This is a genomic window from Mucilaginibacter sp. HD30 (assembly GCF_054061755.1).
The window spans coordinates 4,390,170-4,406,052 of sequence record NZ_JBSSEO010000001.1 but is presented as its reverse complement, the minus strand read 5'-3'; the positions used below and the strand labels follow the sequence as shown (position 1 = coordinate 4,406,052).

16 protein-coding genes are annotated in these 15,883 nt (G+C 40.4%); 1 reads left to right on the top strand and 15 read right to left on the bottom strand.

All coding sequences use genetic code 11. The annotated features are described in order from the left end of the window. Nucleotides 1-155 precede the first annotated feature (155 nt). Nucleotides 156-2,450 carry a serine hydrolase gene (locus ACVW2L_RS20625; protein ID WP_457129845.1) on the top strand — a complete coding sequence of 765 codons (2,295 nt, stop codon included), beginning with the start codon at nt 156-158 and terminating at the stop codon, nt 2,448-2,450. Nucleotides 2,451-2,682: 232 nt separating this feature from the next. On the opposite strand, the gene ACVW2L_RS20620 is transcribed toward ACVW2L_RS20625, so the two are convergent. The 15 genes from ACVW2L_RS20620 to ACVW2L_RS20550 all read right to left on the bottom strand — a co-directional run bounded on the left by ACVW2L_RS20620 (nt 2,683) and on the right by ACVW2L_RS20550 (nt 15,875). Continuing rightward, the gene (locus ACVW2L_RS20620) at nt 2,683-3,183 is read right to left on the bottom strand and encodes an acetyl-CoA carboxylase biotin carboxyl carrier protein subunit (protein ID WP_457129844.1); all 501 of its coding nucleotides are present in this window, start codon (nt 3,181-3,183) and stop codon (nt 2,683-2,685) included. A 3-nt stretch (nt 3,184-3,186) separates the two neighbouring features. Next, nucleotides 3,187-3,846: a DUF4159 domain-containing protein gene (locus ACVW2L_RS20615; RefSeq protein WP_457129843.1), complete on the bottom strand. Its 660-nt coding sequence runs from the start codon at nt 3,844-3,846 to the stop codon at nt 3,187-3,189. Nucleotides 3,847-3,853: 7 nt separating this feature from the next. Next, entirely contained in the window at nt 3,854-4,561 is a 708-nt protein-coding gene (locus tag ACVW2L_RS20610) for a 16S rRNA (uracil(1498)-N(3))-methyltransferase (protein WP_457129842.1), read from the bottom strand. Nucleotides 4,562-4,574: 13 nt separating this feature from the next. Continuing rightward, nucleotides 4,575-5,915, bottom strand: coding sequence for a hemolysin family protein (locus ACVW2L_RS20605; protein ID WP_457129841.1), 1,341 nt, complete (start codon nt 5,913-5,915; stop codon nt 4,575-4,577). Next, on the bottom strand, nt 5,915-6,466 hold the full coding sequence (locus tag ACVW2L_RS20600; protein ID WP_457129840.1) for an inorganic diphosphatase: 552 nt from the start codon (nt 6,464-6,466) through the stop codon (nt 5,915-5,917). Before ACVW2L_RS20600 ends, ACVW2L_RS20605 begins: the two co-directional genes overlap by 1 nt. A gap of 5 nt (nt 6,467-6,471) precedes the next feature. Next, entirely contained in the window at nt 6,472-7,113 is a 642-nt protein-coding gene (locus ACVW2L_RS20595; RefSeq protein WP_457129839.1) for a DedA family protein, read from the bottom strand. A gap of 62 nt (nt 7,114-7,175) precedes the next feature. Beyond that, complete coding sequence (locus ACVW2L_RS20590) at nt 7,176-8,552, bottom strand: NADH-quinone oxidoreductase subunit N (protein WP_457129838.1); 1,377 nt, start codon at nt 8,550-8,552, stop codon at nt 7,176-7,178. 6 nt (nt 8,553-8,558) lie between these two features. Then, nucleotides 8,559-10,007: a complex I subunit 4 family protein gene (locus ACVW2L_RS20585; RefSeq protein ID WP_457129837.1), complete on the bottom strand. Its 1,449-nt coding sequence runs from the start codon at nt 10,005-10,007 to the stop codon at nt 8,559-8,561. A 1-nt stretch (nt 10,008) separates the two neighbouring features. Beyond that, a complete protein-coding gene (nuoL, locus tag ACVW2L_RS20580) occupies nt 10,009-11,916 on the bottom strand; it encodes an NADH-quinone oxidoreductase subunit L (RefSeq protein WP_457129836.1) in 1,908 nt (635 codons plus the stop codon). 96 nt (nt 11,917-12,012) lie between these two features. Then, nucleotides 12,013-12,342, bottom strand: a complete 330-nt coding sequence (gene nuoK, locus ACVW2L_RS20575) for an NADH-quinone oxidoreductase subunit NuoK (RefSeq protein WP_457129835.1) — start codon at nt 12,340-12,342, stop codon at nt 12,013-12,015. Nucleotide 12,343: 1 nt separating this feature from the next. After that, on the bottom strand, nt 12,344-12,847 hold the full coding sequence (locus tag ACVW2L_RS20570; RefSeq protein ID WP_457129834.1) for an NADH-quinone oxidoreductase subunit J family protein: 504 nt from the start codon (nt 12,845-12,847) through the stop codon (nt 12,344-12,346). A 59-nt stretch (nt 12,848-12,906) separates the two neighbouring features. Further along, the gene (locus ACVW2L_RS20565) at nt 12,907-13,419 is read right to left on the bottom strand and encodes a NuoI/complex I 23 kDa subunit family protein (protein ID WP_457129833.1); all 513 of its coding nucleotides are present in this window, start codon (nt 13,417-13,419) and stop codon (nt 12,907-12,909) included. Between the two features lies 1 nt (nt 13,420). After that, nucleotides 13,421-14,473 (bottom strand): NADH-quinone oxidoreductase subunit NuoH, encoded by a 1,053-nt coding sequence (gene nuoH, locus ACVW2L_RS20560; RefSeq protein ID WP_457129832.1) that lies wholly within the window; start codon nt 14,471-14,473, stop codon nt 13,421-13,423. Next, a complete protein-coding gene (locus ACVW2L_RS20555; RefSeq protein WP_457129831.1) occupies nt 14,473-15,468 on the bottom strand; it encodes a 2Fe-2S iron-sulfur cluster-binding protein in 996 nt (331 codons plus the stop codon). Before ACVW2L_RS20555 ends, nuoH begins: the two co-directional genes overlap by 1 nt. A 71-nt stretch (nt 15,469-15,539) precedes the next feature. Next, nucleotides 15,540-15,875 (bottom strand): four helix bundle protein, encoded by a 336-nt coding sequence (locus tag ACVW2L_RS20550; RefSeq protein WP_457129830.1) that lies wholly within the window; start codon nt 15,873-15,875, stop codon nt 15,540-15,542. Nucleotides 15,876-15,883: the final 8 nt, after the last annotated feature.

Here is a 15,883-nt window from a genome sequence, read left to right as displayed (position 1 = left end):
AACTTGCTTTTACCCTACCGATATGTATGCGCCTTTTAGCATACGACAGAAAGGAGAATGCATAATTAAACTATAGGCCTGATTCAATTGCTACCATACGTTAATTTTTGTTAATTATTGGTATTCAACGTGGATTCTGACTTAGTTTGCGCAGCATGCAAAAACTCTCACTGAAATCGGTTATCCGGTTACTGATCTTTATTATTCTATCCTCGCTCAATATTCAGCATGGGCAGGCGCAAACCGCCAATTTAATCTTATCGGGCACAGTAATTTCTGGTGAAGACCAACAGCCGGTGAGCTATGCAGGGATCACAATTTCGGGCACGGGCATTGGCACAGCTACTAACAGCAAAGGGGCATTTGTGCTGCATATAGCTACAAAAAACATGGCCGATACATTGCTTATAAGCAGTATCGGGTATTTAACCAAACGCATACCGCTCTCTGATCTATCTCCTGGTACACTTCAAATTAAATTAAACAAAAGCAGCTTAGAACTTAAGGAGGTAAAAATTCAGTATCGCGATCCGCTAAAGATCATACAAAAAGCTATTGAGCACATACCTGATAATTACCTTAACCTACCGCACGTTATTAAAGGCTTTTACCGGATGCATACGGCTAAAAACGATGAACCTTTACAATTATCAGAAGCAGTATTTGACATTTATAATTTTGGCTATGCCGATAAACACGCTAATATGTTCCGGTTAATAAAGGCGCGGGATATTAAAAATATACGCGATTTTAAAAATATTGAGGTGGGCCAAAGTCCACGAACTGTTTTTAATGAGGATATAGTAAAAAACATAAATACGCACGAGATCTTTGGCAAAGATGGTTTAAAACGGCATCAGTTTGAAGTAAAAGGTATAGTTGATTTTAAAGGATACCCTGCTTATGAAATTGATTTTACAGAAAGGAATGGCGCAAAGGATATAACCTACCGCGGGAAAGTTTTTATTGAAACTAAAACGTACGCTTTTTTATATTTTGATTACCGGTTAAGTCCTGAAGGGGCCGCCCGGACAAAGATGGGCGATTTTTCGCAACGATTGCTAATGAAAATGATGAACATTAGCATGGCAATGAAAGCCGGTGACAATAAAATAAGCTACAAAAAAATAGGCGACCGATGGGTGATCTCGGATGTGATTGCCAATAGCGCCGTCTATATTAAGAGCACCTTACTTCATTCAGATTTTGTTGCAAAAACACATTACAACTACGTGGTGACGGATGTTGATACAACCCGGAACCAAGCCTTTGTTGAAACTTTAAGCAATAATAGCAGCATTGAAAAAAACAGTACGACAGACGGCGCGGAATTTTGGAAAGATTATACAACCCAACTCCCTGATTTTAATGTTGAAAAAGTTGTGGCAGATATCAGAGCAATTAACAACACCCTTGAACTTAAACAGGCGCTTGAAGCAAAACTGCGTAAGCTACCTAAAGACCCCGCGTTACGTATAGACTCTATATTAAGTTTCTATAATAAAAACGGCCAGTTTAACGGCACGGCACTTGTAAAAAGCAGCGGAAAAACCATCATCAGTAAAAGTTATGGCTACGCCGATGAGGCAAGTAAAACTGTAGCAAATGAGCAAACTGTTTATCGCATAGGTTCACTGTCTAAAACCTTCTGCTCGGTTATTATAAATCAATTAATTAATGAGGGAAAACTTTCTTTGCAGGTGCCAATAAAAACATATATCCCCTATTACGCTAATGGCGAAGTTACCATTGAACAGTTGCTTACACATCAATCAGGCATTCCCGATTACTTTCATAATGATGCTTATAAAGCAGAAATAGTTAGTAAATCATTTTCCCTAAAAGAAATGGCGATCAAATTTTGCAGCGATACACTGCTGTTTAAAAACGGAAACAGTTTTAGTTACAGTAATTCCAATTTCTCTGTATTGGCGCTGATAGCAGAGGAAGTAACAGGCAAATCTTTCAATAGCCTTTTGTCCGAACGCATTATCATTCCGCTACAACTTAATAATACCTGGTTGGGTTATAAAACAGGCAAGCAGCAAGCTGTAGGATACCTTGAGGCGTTTGTTCCCGAAATTAAGTATGACGCGGCCAACGTAACAGGCGCAGGGGGTATATCATCGTCGGCAGAAGATTTGGCAAAATTCCATAGCGCATTAATGGCCGACAATCTTTTATCTAAAGCTGCTAAGGCCGAAATGTTGAAGCCACGGGTTGAATTTTTAGATTACCGCGCCTGGTATGGTTATGGCTGGATGATTGATAAAGATTATTTCGCTGCCTCAAAAAAGCACGTTATTACTTACCACCCGGGTACAGATCTGGGCTTTTATACGCTATTTGCGCGCGAAGAAGACACAAACACCTGCGTTATATTATTGAATAATACCGGCGATTTCCCACGGTTTGACATGACTGATCTTATCTTAAATGCATTGAATTGATAGCGGGAGTACTTTTTTCGACTAAAACTACCTAACCTCGTTGTAACGTATTTTCAATGATTTATATCAGACTACACATTGCATTAATATTGCCAAAGACACGTTGGCTTAAATGAATAAATGGGGATGTATTGACCAATTTCGCGGCGTGGTAGTGACAAAATTACGCGGGTGGCTCACGGAAGCTCACAGGGCTCAGCGTGGCTCACCCGGTTCTGAGCCACCTATCCTATTAGACAAATAGCAAAAGTATCTGGCTTTTCTCTACTTTATCGCCCGGATTGATTTTAACTGTTTTTACAACAACGTCGGCAGGGGCCTTAATGATGTTTTCCATTTTCATGGCTTCCAGTATCAGCAGGTTATCGCCTTTGCTTACAGCATCACCCTCCTTAACAAAAATGCGAAGCACTAAGCCCGGCATAGGGGCTTTTAGTTCGCCTATCTTTGCACTGTTTAAATTGCTCAGACCCATTTTTTCCAGCAGAAGATCAAATTGATCTTTTGCCGAAACGGTATATAAATTATTATTTACCCGTATTTGCGCGGTTTTTGAAGCGCTGTCAAAGGCTACAACTTCGGCATTATACGATTGCAGATCGTTTATAATATGCCAAACAGAAGAATTGATCCTACTTACATCTGAGTTAACGTTCTCATTATTGATAACAACACCGCCATCAATCCCATCCTCAACAGTATATTTATGCGAATTTACGCTAACCTCTAACATCCGTTACTGCGTTAAAACATATTGAACCAGGTTGGCACCCATTCTTAAGGCCTTTAGGCGGGCCTCCTGCGTATCGCCGGCGTAAGTACCCAAATCCTCCCATCCGTTGCCCAGATCACATTCAAACGAATAAAAGCACACTAAACGCCCCTTGTAGATCAGGCCAAAACCCTGCGGGCGTTTACCATCGTGTTCATGCACTTTAGGCAACCCTGTAGGGAAGCTGTATTTTTGATGATAGATAGGATAATTAACAGGCAGCTCCACAAAATCAAGTTCAGGGAATACCTTCTTCATTTGCGGCCGTATAAACTTATCTAAACCATAGTTATCATCAATGTGCAAAAACCCTCCTCCTGTTAAATATTTCCTCAGATTTTTTGCTTCCTGGTCAGAAAAAATAACGTTACCATGCCCTGTCATAAAAACAAAGGGATAGCTAAAAAGTTGTGAACTTCCAGGCTCAACAATATCATCCTCCCTGTCAAAATTCGTCTTTAAATTCTCATTACAAAACTTAATAAGGTTGGGCAAAGCAGTACGATCACCATACCAATCGCCACCACCGCTATACTTAAGCTTGGCAATTTTATAGGTAGGCGCGTTAAAGCTGCTTAACGTAAACAAGCCAAGCAGTATAGCTGTATATACCAAATTCTTCATGTGTGTCTTAGCGGTTTAAAAAATTGATCTCGAAACAAGCGGCTAAAGCGGCGGTCTCCGTTCGCAACCTGCTATCACCTAAAGTTATAGCTTTATATTGGTTTTGCAAACCCAAATCAATCTCGGCAGGGGTAAAATCCCCTTCCGGTCCTATTAATATTACATAACTCCCCGATTTTTCAACCTCGGCCGCTAAACTACTTTTGTTATCTTCTATGCAATGCGCAATAAATTTCCGAGCGTTAAACTGCTGCTGGATGAACTTATTAAAAGCGATTGGGGGATTTAAAATGGGATGGTACGCTTTTAACGATTGCTTAATTGCAGCCGTTATGATCTTGGCAGATCGCTCTGTTTTAACTTCTTTACGTTCAGATCGCTGACAGATGATGGGGGTTATTTCATCTATACCTATTTCGGTCGCTTTCTCTAAAAACCACTCAAAACGTTCAATATTTTTGGTTGGCGCTATAGCGATGTGAAGGTGATGGTTGCGTTTACCAAATTCGGTTTGTACGCCTGTTATTTTAAGGATGGTTCTTTTGGGATGGGCTTCGTGAAGAATGGCGTTGAACAATCCTCCGCGTCCGTCAATTAGTTGAACACTGTCGCCAGCCTGCAGGCGTAAAACACGTACACAGTGCTTGCTTTCCTCTTCGCTGAGGAAATACATAGGGTGCGAAGCATCAACATCGGGCGTATAAAACAGGTGCATACAATACAGCAGATCAATGCAAATCTACTGTATCTTCCTCATTTAGCAATAACTCCAGCTTTACGGATTCTATATTCTGGTCAGATTTTTTTAAAACGGTTATGTTGTAACCGTTTGATTCCTTTTGCTCGCCAACGTCAGGTATTTTCCCAAATACATGGCCAAGCCAGCCCGATACCGTATCAAAGTCGCCATCTTCGGGCAGGTCATGCGGTAAATGCTCATTTACATCATAAATAGGCGCCAGCGCGTTAACAATAAACTCTCTTTCGTTTACTACTTCAACAATTGGCTTTTCCTCGTCATACTCGTCCTGTATCTCGCCCACTAACTCTTCTACAATATCTTCCAACGTTACCATGCCTGCTGTACCGCCAAACTCATCAGATACGATAGCTATCTGGATGCGCTTTTGTTGTAACTCAGCCATCAGATCGTTTATCTTTTTGGTTTCGGGGATAAAGTAAGGCTTGCGTATAATATCCTTCAGAACAATTTCTTCATTTCTGGCCAGTAAAGGCAAAATATCTTTAGCGTGAACAATACCCACTATCTTGTCAATCACCTCATCATATACAGGCAACCGCGAGTATCCCTCAGATATCAGCATCTCCAATAATTCTTCTTTTTCTGTATTGAGCTCGATACCAGATATTTTGGTACGCGGCACCATTATATTTTTTACAACGCGCTCATTAAAATCAAATACGTTTTGAATTAACTCATGCTCAGACGAGTCCAAAGCACCGGTTTCTCTGCCTTGTTCAAGCAAGTACTGCAGTTCCTCAGAACTATGGTGAGCTTCGTGGCCGCCAACCGGATTTATACCAAATAGCTTAAGCATAAAATTAGCGAAACCGTTAAGCACCCAAATAGCAGGTTTAAAAACTATATAGAAAAACCTGAGTGGTATTGATACCGCCATTACCGTCCGCAACGAGCGTTGTATGGCTAATGATTTAGGCGCTAATTCGCCAAAAACAATGTGAAAAATTGTAATTGTTGAAAATGCAATAATATGACTTGCAGTAATTACCCCCGGCGCAAGTTCTACGTTAAAGGCTCTGAATGCATTTACCATTAAGTTAGTAACCACCTCTTCGCCAACAACACCTAATCCCAGTGATGCAATGGTAATGCCAAGTTGTGTAGCTGCGAGATAACCGTCGAGATTATGCATCATACCGCGGGCAATCCTTGCCACGCTATTGCCTGCTTTTGCCCGCAACTCTATCTGAGACGTGCGAACTTTAACCATCGCAAATTCTGCAGCAACAAAAAAGCCGTTTAAAAGAACCAGAAAAAGGGTTAAGAAAACACTAAGTCCGCTAATATGATAATCGCCGGGGTCCATTAAATATTTATTGGTGAAACAAAGGTAGATTGGTAAAGCTCAAGGCTTTCGGCAATCACCTTGTATGCATATCTTTTACCTAACATATGCTCAATTGTAACGTTTTTGCCTTCCAGTTTTTTGTAGTCTTTAAAAAAACGCACTATCTCTGTCATTGCATGAGGCGGCAACTCGTTAAGATCGTTAATATAATTTACCGACATATCATTTTTTGCTACCGCAATAATTTTATCATCTTGCTCTCCATTATCAACCATGTGCATAACGCCAATAACTTTGGCCTCTATCATTGACATCGGGAAAACATCTATTGAGCAAAGCACCAAAATATCTAATGGGTCTTTGTCATCGCAATAGGTTTGTGGGATAAAGCCATAATTAGCCGGATACATTACTGAAGAAAATAAAACTCTGTCAAGTTTAAGTAATCCTGAATCTTTGTCTATTTCATATTTAGCCTTTGAGCCTTTCGGAATCTCAATTATAGCGTTAACAATTTCAGGAACGTTGTCGCCAGTAGTAACCTGGTGCCATGGGTGTAGTGTAGCCATATATATTATTTGTTTTTTTCAGTACTTGTTTTCTTCCTTTTTAAAAAAGCTATTAATAGCGGTATTGATGTAATGACTATGAGCCCTAATATAACATATTCAAGGTAATCATTCAACTGTGGATACTTTCGTCCTAAAAAATAACCGGACAAAATAAAGGTACATGTCCACGCAATACCTCCCGCCAGGTTGTATATCGTAAACTTTTTAAAATCAACCTTAACAACCCCCGCAAAGATAGGTGCAAAAGTTCTTATTATAGGGAAAAATCTTCCCAAAACTAGTGCCATACCTCCGTGTTTATTATAAAATTCTTCGGCAACCACTATGTAACGTTTCTTGAAGAAAAGAGAGTCATCCTTTTTGAACAGCATTGGCCCTGTGCGATAGCCGAACCAATACCCCGTATAGTTGCCTAAAATACCAGCCGCCATAACCGAAAAAAGGAGAGTAGCTAAATCAACATCTATTCTGCCAGATGCACACAACAATCCGGCCATGAATAAAAGATAGTCCCCGGGTAAGAAAAACCCGAAGAACAAGCCCGTTTCTGCGTATACCACAATCAGTAAAAAGTAAAACCCTCCCTTACTTAAAATAGAATTAGCATCGGTTAAGTTTTGCAGGTATTCCCAAAAATTTTCCATTAACTATATCTGTAAAACTACAAATATTAAATCAATTAGAAACCGATTTTGATTTTAATGAATTAAATGAGTCGGGATATCAGGTCGGGATAGATGCCAATAACAACCGTGGCAATAGCCGCAATTGCAAAAACAAAAACATAATTACCGGGCACCAACACAGGCGAACGTTCGCTATTGCGAAAATACATAGCTATAATAACCCTGAAATAGTAGAATATACTGATAATAGCATTTATAACTGCTAAAACGGTAAGCCAGATCTGCCATTTGCTTATGGCGGTACTAAACATATAAAACTTGCCTATAAAACCCGCAGTTAAGGGAATACCAGCCAGAGAAAGCATAGCTACAGTTAATACCAACGCTAAAAACGGATTTGTTTTTCCTAAGCCGTTAAAGCTGTCAAAACTATCGCTGCCACTTTGCTGCTGAACCAATATTAGCGCGCCAAACGCAATTATTGAAGCTATTGAATAAGCGCTTCCGTAAACGAAGATTGACACCGCAGAGCTGCCGCCTAAAGCGATAATTGCAAAAAGCATATAACCGGCATGCGAGATACTTGAATATGCCAGCATGCGTTTAAAGCTCTGCTGGTATAAGGCCGTTATGTTACCAATAAATAGGGTGAGGATGATAATTATTGATAAGGGCTGCATCCAGAAACCACTTGCCATACCGAACGAAACTGAAAACAAACGATAAAACGCGGCAAATCCGGCTACCTTAACAACGGTAGACATAAATGCTGTAATGAGCGTTGGAGAACCTTCGTATACGTCAGGCGTCCAGAAATGGAAAGGAGCAGCACCAACTTTGAAGCAAAGACCAATTAGTATCAACATCATACCGGTAAATGATAACCAATCAATATGAGTGTCGTGCGAAAGCCATTTACCGATCTCTTCTAAATTGAATGAACCCGAAGATCCGTAGATCAAAGTGATACCAAATAATAGAAATCCGGTTGAAAAGGCACCCATTAAAAAGTACTTTAACGCAGCTTCGTTTGAAGCGAAATCGCGTTTTTTAATACCGGCAAGGATGTATAAACTTACTGACATGATCTCGATACCGATAAACAGCATTGATAAATTGTAGTAAGATACCATTACAATGATGCCGGCTAGCGAAAATAATATAACGGCGTAATACTCGGCTACGTGGGAGCTTATGCGTTCAAAATAATCTTTTGAAAGCATAACGATCAATATGGTTGATAATATAGCAACAGATGAAAACACTACCGAGAAATTGTTAAACAACATCATGCCACTGTAGATAGGCGTGGCACCGTCGTTCCAATGGCCCAAAGCCAATCCGAATGCGACCAGTAAACCAATTATAGTAACAGGCAGTAGTGCTTTCTGCATTTTATACAGGCCCAGGTATAGCAGCACTATAGGTAAAACAGATATAACTATTAGAGTATTCATATTAAACTACCTGAGATTTATATTGTGTATCAAGTTGTTAACCGAAGCCTCTGATATGTGCAAAATTGGCTGAGGATAAACACCGATACTTATTATTAAAAAACAAATTATGCCCAACGCAATAGCTTCTGAGCCTTTAACATCTGCAAAAACAGCTGTTAAGGCATTGGCTTCGCCCTGCATTACATTTTTGTACATACGCAGCATGTAAACCGCGCCAAATATGATGGTTAGACCTGCAATAGCGGCCAGCCATATATTATATTGGTAAACACTGTTCAGTAATAAAAACTCGCCTATAAAACCGTTAGTAAGCGGCAAGGCCACTGTGCCTAATACGATGATAAGAAATGCGATAGAAAAAACAGGAGCTGCTTTGGCAATGCCACCTAATTGAGAAAGATCGCGGGTGTTTAAACGGCGGCTGATGATATCCCAGATAAAGAACATACCTACAACATTGATACCGTGGCTAAGCATTTGTACCATCGCTCCTTGCAAGCCCTGAACATTCCAGGCAAATATGCCCGCAGCTATAAGGCCTACGTGGGCTATTGATGAATAGGCCACCAAACGTTTTCCATCTGTTTGAGTGAAAGCAATTATAGAAGCGTATACAATACCAACAATTGATAATATGATGGTTAAATTCTGCCACTCAAAAGCTACTATCGGCGCATTAGGGATCAGCCATCTGATGACACCATATACACCCATTTTCAGCATAATACCTGATAGCATCATAGTACCGGCAGAAGGTGCTTCGGTATAGGTATCAGGCTGCCAGGTATGAAATGGGAACACAGGCATCTTAATAGCGAAAGCCAGGAAGAATGCCCAGAAAACCCAAACCTGCTGACCATGCGATAAACCCGAATGGTAAAAAGTCTCTAAACTGTAAAGCTTATCAGGGGTTTGCGTATATAAATAAATAATAGCTACCAGCATAAAAAGTGAGCCGGCGAACGTATAGATAAAAAACTTAATGGTAATGCGGATACGATTTTCGCCTCCCCATAATGCGCAGATAAAGTAAATAGGTATCAACGCTGCTTCCCATCCTACGTAAAACAAAAAGCCATCTAAAGCTGTAAATACTACCAGCATAGCGGCTTGCATAAACAAGATGAGCGCGTAAAATACACCCGCGTTTTTATAATTATGCTGATAGGTTGTAAGAATAATTAACGGCACCAATACGGTTGTTAACAATACCATTATCATGCTGATACCGTCAATACCGGCAGTAAAGTAGATGCCTAAACGTGTTATCCAGGGCACATCAATCTTAAACTGTGTGCTGGCGTCTGGCACAAAATTGCTTAGGAAAAACAGGGCAACCGCCAGTTCAATAACCGAGAAAAATAAGGCGGCATGTTTAGCTGTTTCGTTTTTAAGGAACAGCACAGCAAGCGCTGCTATTACCGGCAAAAATATAAGTATACTAACAGTCATTTTAAATAACACTTGTTAAGCTATATAGCAAAATGGCAATAATGCCTGCTACCATCATAAATATGTAGAAACCGACGTTACCCGCCTGCAATAATCTAAAGCTCTTGCTGGCCTCAATAGTACCTTTGCCCAGACTATTCACTATACCATCAATACCCAGTTTATCAACCACCTTATAAAAGAACACTGAAAGAGCATCTAATGGCTTGCGGATAATGGCATCATACAATTCATCAACATAAAATTTATTGTAAGACAGGCCTGCCAGCGCCGGGCGTTCTTCCGTATCAGCTATCGGAACATGGCCGCCTTTAACGTATTTGGTATAAGCATAAGCCATGGCAATTAAAGCGCCTCCAACGGAAAGACCCATTAGCATCCATTCTGTACTGTGGCTTAATTCGTGCTCGCCCATTATCTTGTGCGATGCTTCAAAAACAGGTGTTAAGAAAGCGTTTAATTCGTGGTGACCACCCATTACAGCCGGCACACCAATCATACCTGCAATAATTGACAAAACCGCCAATACTATTAAAGGAATAGTCATGCTTGCAGGCGACTCATGTAAATGGTGCTCCTGCTCATGCGTGCCCCTAAATTTACCCCAGAAAGTAAGGTACATCATGCGGAACATATAGAACGAGGTTAGCATTGCAGTAACCACGCCTATTGCATAATAAACCGGGTTATGGGCATAGGCTGCCGCTAAAATTTCGTCTTTTGAAAAGAAGCCTGAGAAAGGAGGTATACCCGCTATTGCTATGGTACCTATCAGCATGGTTATAAATGTTACTTTAACCTTCCCTTTTAAGCCGCCCATTTTACGCATATCCTGCTCTCCGCTCATGGCGTGAATAACAGAGCCCGCACCCAGGAATAATAATGCTTTGAAGAAGGCGTGTGTTAATACGTGGAAAAATGCACCGGTATATGCACCAACGCCCAAGCCTAAAAACATATAACCCAACTGCGATACCGTTGAATACGCCAGCACCTTTTTAATATCTGTTTGCGTAAGCGCAATTAATGCAGCAAATACGGCGGTTGCTAACCCTACAATGGCAACTACCTCAAGGGTTTCAGGAGCCATTGTGAATAGGATATTGGAGCGAGCTATCATGTAGATACCTGCAGTTACCATGGTTGCAGCGTGTATCAGTGCCGATACCGGTGTCGGACCGGCCATTGCATCTGGTAACCATGTAAACAATGGCAATTGTGCAGATTTACCGGTGGCGCCTACAAACAGCAGAATAGTGATTAGTACAAACGGTGCACCGCCGGCGCCAATAGTGGCGGCCTTACCAAATACATCGGCATAATTGATGCTTCCAAAGTTTGTGAAGATTAAGAATATCGCTATCAGGAAACCTAAGTCGCCTACGCGGTTCATGATAAAGGCTTTTTTAGCTGCGTCTGCATAACTTGCGTTAGTATACCAAAAGCCAATAAGCAGGTATGAGCATAAGCCAACGCCTTCCCAACCAATAAACATGATGAGGTAGTTAGAGCCCATCACCAACAGCAGCATAAAGAATACAAACAGGTTTAAGTAAGAAAAGAACTTACCAAAACCGTCATCATCATGCATATAACCGGTTGAATACAGGTGAATAAGAAATCCTACTCCGGTTATGATCAATAGCATTATAGCGCTTAACTGATCAACCAGAAAAGAAAAATTTACCTTTAATGAGCCTACGCTGAACCACGTGAACAAATCAACATTAATAGGAACGCCGGTAGACTTTATTTGAAAGAAAGCAGCAATACTCAGGCCGAATGAGCCCAATACAACTAAACTGCCAATTGCGCCAATAAGTCCTTTTGATAGTGAATTACGACCGATGCCATTAATAACAAAGCCCAGCAACGGTAATAAAGGAATAAGCCAGATATATTTATCCATTTTAAAAGTCGTACGGTTTGACGTTGTACGTTATACGTTTTTCTTATATACTGATAATTCTAAATCGGAAATTGAAAATCCGAAATTCGAAATTATCTACCATTTCAACCTGTTCAGTACGTTTATATCAATAGAGTTGGTGTTACGATAGATCATTACTATAATAGCCAAACCCACCGCAACCTCGGCTGCTGCAAGCGCCATAATAAAAAATACAAACACCTGTCCTGCCGCATCCCCACGATAAACCGAAAAAGCTGTAAGCAACAGGTTTACCGAATTTAGCATCAACTCAACAGACATAAAGATCACTATAGCGTTGCGGCGCAACAACACGCCCATAACACCTATTGAAAATATGATAGCACTTAATAATATGTAATGATTAAGCGGCACACCAAGCATTGAATTAGTTAAACTTTGCATATTACGCTGCTTTTGGGTCTTTATCTTTAGTTGCTAATAAAACCGCACCAACCATTGCCGATAACAGCAATATTGAGGAGATTTCAAATGGCAATAAATATTCGTTAAACAATACTTTTCCGAGGTTTTTAACCAAACCCAGATCGGGGTTTTTCATTACCACCAGGTTTGAAGCGCCTAAGGCTTTTATTGATGCTACTATAGTAACAAGGAAACATCCGCCACCTATAACCGCAGCTATTTTTACAAAATTTGATTTTGCCGGCTCAGAATCCTCATTTAAATTGATGAGCATTAGCGTGTATAAAAACAATACTAATATGGCACCCATATAAACAATGAAGTTTACAACGGCTAAAAACTGAGCGTTAAGTAAAATGTAATGGACGGTGAACGTAAAAAAGGTTAGTATAAGATAAAGTATACTATGCACCGGATTTTTTGCGCTTATTACCAAAATGGCAAAAAAGATAGACAAAAACGCTACAACGTAAAATGGATTCATGGTTATCTATTAACGTACCTTATACCCTTAAAAAAGTTGGGCAAAGGTATAAAACTTCTTTATTGATTTAACGGGGCCTCTACTAATTTGTCTTTACCGTAAATAAAATCCTTGCGCAAATAATCTGAAGGCACAATATCACCATCCAGATAAATTGCTTCTTTAGGGCAGGCCTCTTCACACAATCCACAAAAAATGCAACGCAGCATGTTTATTTCATATACAGCAGCATATTTTTCTTCGCGATACAAATGCTCCTCGCCTTTCTGGCGCTCGGCTGCAGTCATTGTAATAGCTTCTGCCGGGCATGATAATGCGCATAAACCACAGGCAGTGCAACGCTCTTTGCCGTTCTCGTCACGCTTAAGCGAGTGCATGCCTCTGAAATTCTCAGAGAATTCACGTTTTTGTTCCGGATATTGGATGGTTACATCGCCTTTGGCAAAAACCACTTTCATAAAGTGCTTCATGGTAATACCTAAACCTTTTACAATGGCCGGCAAGTAAGCGCGTTCCATTAGAGTAAGCGGCTTCGACTCCAATACCTTTCTTTTATTACTTAATGGTTCCATATTATCCTCTAATAAAAGTCATCCACAATCCGGTTATAATAATATTGGCTATAGCCAATGGTATCAGCGATTTCCAGCCAAGATCCATCAATTGATCATAGCGGAAACGGGGTATAGTCCACCTTACCCACATGAAGAAGAAGATAAAGCCGAATATTTTACCAAATAACAATACCACCCCTAATATTACCGATATGTTGGTACCTGCATTAGCAGCCACCCAATCCATAAACGGATAGTTATAACCACCAAAATATAGCGTAGCCATTACAGCCGATGAAATGAACATATTGATATACTCAGCAAACAGGTAAAAGCCAAGTTTCATTGATGAGTATTCTGTGTGATAACCGCCTACCAGTTCAGTTTCGCACTCAGGCAAGTCAAACGGAGAGCGGTTAGTTTCCGCAAAGGCACATATTATAAAAAGCAGGAAACCCAAAGGTTGCTTAAATACAAACCAACTAAACCAGCCATTTGCCCAAAAACCATGCTGCTGCCCCGCTATCTCACCCAGGCTCATGGTACCAGTAACCATTATTAAAGCGATAATAGAAAGGCCCATTGAAATTTCATAGCTGATGTTTTGCGATGCCGCGCGGATGGCGCCTAACAACGAGTATTTGTTGTTTGAGGCCCAGCCACCTATCATGATGCCATACACACCTAATGATACTACACCAAAAATGTAAAGTATGCCCACATTTATGTCGGTAACCTGCAGATCAATAACCGTTGTACCAATCGTCAGCTTTTGTCCCCAGGGAATAACTGCAGAAGCTATACAAGCTGTAAAAATAGCCAGCGATGGGCCCACGATAAACAGAAAACCTGTTGCATTAGTAGGTATGATCTCTTCTTTTAAAAACATCTTACCACCATCAGCAAGGGGTTGTAAAATACCCCACGGTCCTGCACGGTTAGGGCCAACCCTATCCTGAAAAAAGGCAGCCAGTTTACGCTCCGCGTAAGTAGAATACATGGCTACTACCAGGCTGATAGCGAAAATGATCACTATCAAAGTAAATTTTATTAGGATATCAGTCAGTTCCATTATAAACGTGTCTCCCGTTCAAATTGTGTTTTATTAGCTTCCTGTAACACCGGATTGGTTTTTACTACCGGAAGCGGTTTCATTTCGTAATGATTAGAGCTGATAACTGATTTATGCGAGACTTTACGCGGACCTTCAATTACCCAATCAGACGTTTTCTTTTTATCAAAACGGCATTCGTTGCAAATAAACTCTTCAACTTCGCCCCATTGATCCTTACGTGCGGTTACACGAAGCACCTCTTCGCCTTTATACCAAAGGGTTACTTTGCCGTTACAGTTAGCGTGATCGCAATCGCGGTGCGCTTCTACCGGTTTGGTAAACCAAACACGGTTTTTAAAGCGGAAAGTCCTGTCTGTTAATGCACCTACCGGGCAAACATCAATAACATTTCCAGAGAAATCATTATCAACAGCAGCCTGGATATAAGTCGATATTTCTGAGTGATCGCCACGGTTCAATATGCCATGTATACGATGATCGGTAATCTGATCAGCAGTGAAAACGCAACGGTAGCAAAGAATACAACGCGTCATGTGCAATTGGATCTTGTCGCCTATATCAATTCTTTCAAATGTACGGCGGTCGAATTCATAACGTGTCTTCTCTCTTCCATGCTCAAAGCCCAAATCCTGTAAATGACACTCTCCAGCCTGATCGCACACAGGGCAATCCAGCGGGTGGTTAATTAATAACATTTCTACCACACCCTTACGCGCCTCAACAACCTCTGGCGATGTAATGTTTTTCACTTCCATACCATCCATCACTGTGGTACGGCATGATGCTACCAGCTTAGGCATAGGACGAGGATCCTTATCAGAACCCTTGCTTACCTGTACCAAACAAGTACGGCATTTACCGCCGCTACCTTCCAGCTTAGAATAATAGCACATAGCCGGCGGAACAATATCTCCTCCTATAACCCTTGCGGCGTTAAGGATGCTTGTTCCGTCTGGTACTTCTACTGATATTCCGTCTATTGTAACTTTCATTTAAGTCAAAATTAAAAATTCAAAAGTCAAAAACTGATGAACTTCAACGTATCATTTTTGCACATTAATTATTATTGAAGCGATAATCTTTGACATTCATCCGCCTCCTTTATTAAGTTATTAATGACTTCTTTCTCATTTATCAGAACTGTATCTCTGATTAAACAAAGCCAATATTTTGTTTCGTTTGACGATTTTAAGGCTATGTTGTAAAAGTTCTTAAAATCCTTTACTGAACTACCTGCCTTCGCTTCAACTATATTCCACCCTATTGAGGTTCCACTTCTTAATAACTGATCAAATATTGAAAAGTAAATTCTTTCATATTTTGCTATCGATATAAAAACTACGAGTTCCTTCGAAAATTGGTAACATCTGTGTCTTATATCAAAAGGTTTCTCAACCAACGCTTTTT

Bases quoted from the DNA above. Each gene is read 5' to 3' on its own strand.
- ACVW2L_RS20555 (WP_457129831.1), bottom strand. From the start codon at position 15,468: ATGAAAGTTACAATAGACGGAATATCAGTAGAAGTACCAGACGGAACA.
- ACVW2L_RS20585 (WP_457129837.1), bottom strand. From the start codon at position 10,007: ATGACTGTTAGTATACTTATATTTTTGCCGGTAATAGCAGCGCTTGCT.
- ACVW2L_RS20615 (WP_457129843.1), bottom strand. From the start codon at position 3,846: ATGAAGAATTTGGTATATACAGCTATACTGCTTGGCTTGTTTACGTTA.
- ACVW2L_RS20625 (WP_457129845.1), top strand. From the start codon at position 156: ATGCAAAAACTCTCACTGAAATCGGTTATCCGGTTACTGATCTTTATT.
- nuoL (WP_457129836.1), bottom strand. From the start codon at position 11,916: ATGGATAAATATATCTGGCTTATTCCTTTATTACCGTTGCTGGGCTTT.
- ACVW2L_RS20590 (WP_457129838.1), bottom strand. From the start codon at position 8,552: ATGAATACTCTAATAGTTATATCTGTTTTACCTATAGTGCTGCTATAC.
- ACVW2L_RS20595 (WP_457129839.1), bottom strand. From the start codon at position 7,113: ATGGAAAATTTTTGGGAATACCTGCAAAACTTAACCGATGCTAATTCT.
- ACVW2L_RS20605 (WP_457129841.1), bottom strand. From the start codon at position 5,915: ATGGACCCCGGCGATTATCATATTAGCGGACTTAGTGTTTTCTTAACC.
- ACVW2L_RS20570 (WP_457129834.1), bottom strand. From the start codon at position 12,847: ATGAATCCATTTTACGTTGTAGCGTTTTTGTCTATCTTTTTTGCCATT.
- ACVW2L_RS20610 (WP_457129842.1), bottom strand. From the start codon at position 4,561: ATGCACCTGTTTTATACGCCCGATGTTGATGCTTCGCACCCTATGTAT.
- nuoK (WP_457129835.1), bottom strand. From the start codon at position 12,342: ATGCAAAGTTTAACTAATTCAATGCTTGGTGTGCCGCTTAATCATTAC.
- ACVW2L_RS20620 (WP_457129844.1), bottom strand. From the start codon at position 3,183: ATGTTAGAGGTTAGCGTAAATTCGCATAAATATACTGTTGAGGATGGG.
- ACVW2L_RS20600 (WP_457129840.1), bottom strand. From the start codon at position 6,466: ATGGCTACACTACACCCATGGCACCAGGTTACTACTGGCGACAACGTT.
- nuoH (WP_457129832.1), bottom strand. From the start codon at position 14,473: ATGGAACTGACTGATATCCTAATAAAATTTACTTTGATAGTGATCATT.
- ACVW2L_RS20565 (WP_457129833.1), bottom strand. From the start codon at position 13,419: ATGGAACCATTAAGTAATAAAAGAAAGGTATTGGAGTCGAAGCCGCTT.